We start from the raw sequence: 3,441 nt of genomic DNA, 5'->3' as shown, positions 1-3,441 counted from the left end.
TGTTTAAAGTAGTACAATAGCGCTACCACAATTGCTAAAAAACGGATATCTGTTATCGCTTTTTGCCAATCTTGGTAGTGGAAAATACTGATTTTCGCATTGCGAAAATCGTTTGCAGGATTTAGGTAATATTCTTTTCGGCTGGAGTAAAGCGGCTTGCATCTGTATTTTGCGCATGAATGCCAGAGGGTGAAGGCACGACGGCATATAAACCAAAGGGCGCATCTTCCAGCTTCTTACTGTTATTTTCCAAAAATGTGTGCAATTCGATGCGGAAATCATCCAGGGTGAAATCGGTTAACGAAATGCTTTCGCTCATTTCTTCGAGGTCGAGCACTTCTTTTTGCAGTTTTTTCAGTTGCCGGTTACGGTACTTCAAGTCATCTGTGATAAGCTCTTCTATTTGTTCGGTATTCAGTATATTGTCTTCGCCGGTGGCGGTAACATCCACCAATGCCATCCGCGACTCCACGCGTTCTTTCAGGTTGATGTAATTATCAAGGTCTTTGGTAGGCCAGAAGTTTATCAGTTGGATTTTCTTATTCCTGCTTCCCAGCCGGTCAATACGGCCAAAACGTTGAATGATGCGAACGGGATTCCAGTGAATGTCGTAGTTAACCAAAAAATCACAATCCTGTAAGTTCTGCCCTTCGCTGATGCAGTCAGTGGCGATCAGTATATCTATCTCCCCTTCCTGCGGCATGGATTTCATTAATTCCCTGTTTTTAGAAATGGGTGAGAAGTTGGTGAGGATGTTTGAAAATTCATTTTTACCGAATGTGGTTTGGTTCGTATTCCCTGCCACCAACGCAATGTCTAATCCCAAGTCTTTTTTCACCCAGTCTTTCAAGCAATGATACAGGTATTGGGCCGTATCGGCAAAGGCGGTAAAGACAATTACCTTCTTGTTGTTGCCGTTCAGTGGTTGATTAATTTTTTGTTCGATTAGTTTTTTAAGGTCTTTCAGTTTTGCGTCACGTTCCGGGGTTACCGCAACTGCCGTATTATACAACTCATTGAGGGCTTCCTTGTCTTTTTTTAAATCTTTTAACCAATCTTCCAGACGTAAATCAGCTAAATCAAATTTCAATTTTTTCCCTACCTGCCATTGTTCAAGGTCATCGGTATTTTCTTCTAATTCGTCTTCATCCGGTTCCAATGTTTCCAAAACCTCTTCCTGCGATTTAGCGTTTGATTTCAGGAATTCATGTATCTTGCTTTCCAGTTTCTCTATTTTCTGAATCGTTCTATCCATCGAAATCTCAAACGATTCAATGGAGCTTTCCAAACGTTTCAGGAAGTTTACCTTCATCATTCCGATAAGGAAGTGCTCACGATCGCTTTGTTTAAAGGCAAGGATTTCGGTTCCGGCTAACACTTCATATTTCTGCTTTTTTTCATCCTTCACATAGGTAGAAGGGTTAAATACCGAAAGTTTGTATTGCAGGATTTTTTTATTCAGCGCATCGTAGGTAAAGAAGCGGTCTTTTATATCAATATTCGGGTAGAGGGAATGGGGTTTTAACCGTTCCGGGAATTGCCCTATGGCGTCAATATTGTAAAAGCCCTTTATGTGCTTTCTGCTCCGGGCAATGGTGAGTTCGTCCAGCAATTTGAAGAAGGATGAATCAAGGCGTTCCATTAATTGCTTAACGGTTCTGTCGGGATTCTTTTTATGGTCAGCCCAAAGTGTAAACTGTGTCTGGGCATTCCTGAGTGTAAGGGCAATATCCTTGATTTGTGTACTTTCAAAGAGGGCATCGTTTTTGCCTTCAGTAATGAGTGAGATTTGATTTCTTAAATCGCGAAGGTTATTGTTGACCGGCGTGGCAGAAAGCATGAGTACCTTTGTTTTCAATCCCGACTTGATGATTCGTTCCATCAGCCATTTGGCGCGGTTCATTTTGATGGCGCCGTCATCTTTGGTCTTTTCCATCGGATTGCCCCGAAAATTATGTGACTCATCGATAACTACCAGGTCATAGGCGCCCCAATTGAAGTTTTCAAGGTCTATGCCGTTTGCATCGGATTTACCGGTTATTCTGCAGAGGTCGGTATGGTACAGGATGGTATAGTTAAACCGGTCTGTGGTAAACGGATTAAGCGCGTTGTTTTGGCTCGCCTGGTAAATCGTCCAGTTCGCCGAGAGTTTTTTTGGGCAGAGCACAAGTACCCGGTAATTCAATAATTCGAAATAACGGATTACCGCCAACGCCTCAAAAGTCTTGCCCAAACCGACGCTATCCGCGATGATGCAGCCGTTGTGTTTCAGGATTTTATTGATAGCCCCTTTTACGCCGTCTTTCTGAAAGTCATACAGCTTATGCCATATTTCGCTTTCGAAAAATCCGGTACGTTCATTCAGCAAGCCGCCGCGTTTTTGTTCGTCAATATAGTTTCCAAAGAGGTGGAACAGGGTTTTGAAGTAAATAAACTCAGGTTCATTTTCAATATAAAACTGTTCAAGGTCTTTAAGCACTTCGGCTTTAACATCCTCGACGAGTCCTGTTGTGTCGTTCCACAACTCATTAAACCAGTTTGTCAGGTCATCCAAATCCCTTCTGTCCTGGATAACAATATTCAATTCAATGTTCGGGCTGCCGCCCATTCCGAGTCCATGAACAGTGAAATTGGAACTCCCCATGACCGCTTCTTTAACCCCGTTTGGATTTTCCATCAAATAAAGCTTGCCGTGCAGGAAGTTTGGTTTCACCATGGATTTGATGTGAACCTTTTCTTTAATCCAATCCGAGCATTCTTTGGAAAGGGATTTTTGTTTTAAGCGGCTTTCAATGGGGATAACCAGTGCATCGTCCTCGATTTTAAACTCGCGCCTGTTGGTTTTTGCCGGGTCCAGGGATTTGATAAAGGACGGCTCTCCGAAGAGAAATCTTAGGTGATCTGTTCGGTCGAGTTGGTTTTTTAATTGTTTGTATGCGTAAATGGTGAAGTATGCCGAGACTATTGATAAACCGGCGCCTTGCTTTACATTATCAACAAGGAATTGGCCGACTGTTCCATTTTTATGATTGTCACGGATTGAAGTATTGTTCATAGGTTTATGTTTAGTACCTTAGCAGTAATTTCTTTGCATTTTTTGGCAAAATATTTAATGGTGAAATCCGAAATGCTAAATACGAAATACGAAACAAATTCTAATTTTCAATTTTCAAATGTTCAAAACCCTGTTTTTTTCATTGGGATTTTGTATTTGTTTCGTATTTCGTGCTTCGTATTTTTTATCTCGTGCTTGTTTGGCTTGGCTCTGGCGATGTCAGCTTAGGAATTTCAATATTTTTGTAGAGACGCATGCAATGCGTCTCTACATATTCTTTAAAATCCAGGCGGGTTCAGGTTTGTAACCTGAACCCATAGTTTATTTGGCTAAAGCGCTCTATCTATTTAATGGCTAAATCCCTCACCTACAGGCTGGCAGGAACA

The 3,441-nt window shown here is 41.7% G+C and carries 1 protein-coding gene; it reads right to left on the bottom strand.

All coding sequences use genetic code 11. The features are described 5' to 3' along the window. Positions 1-121: 121 nt before the first annotated feature. A complete protein-coding gene (locus QZT26_RS16905; protein ID WP_295103827.1) occupies positions 122-3,055 on the bottom strand; it encodes a helicase-related protein in 2,934 nt (977 codons plus the stop codon). Positions 3,056-3,441 lie beyond the last annotated feature (386 nt).

Origin of the sequence: uncultured Candidatus Kuenenia sp., assembly GCF_900696675.1 — a bacterium.
Taxonomy (GTDB): domain Bacteria; phylum Planctomycetota; class Brocadiia; order Brocadiales; family Brocadiaceae; genus Kuenenia; species Kuenenia stuttgartiensis_A.
This window is presented reverse-complemented; position numbering and strand designations above follow the sequence as displayed.

Coding starts and splice junctions, on each gene's coding strand:
- QZT26_RS16905 (WP_295103827.1), bottom strand. CDS start 3,055: ATGAACAATACTTCAATCCGTGACAATCATAAAAATGGAACAGTCGGC.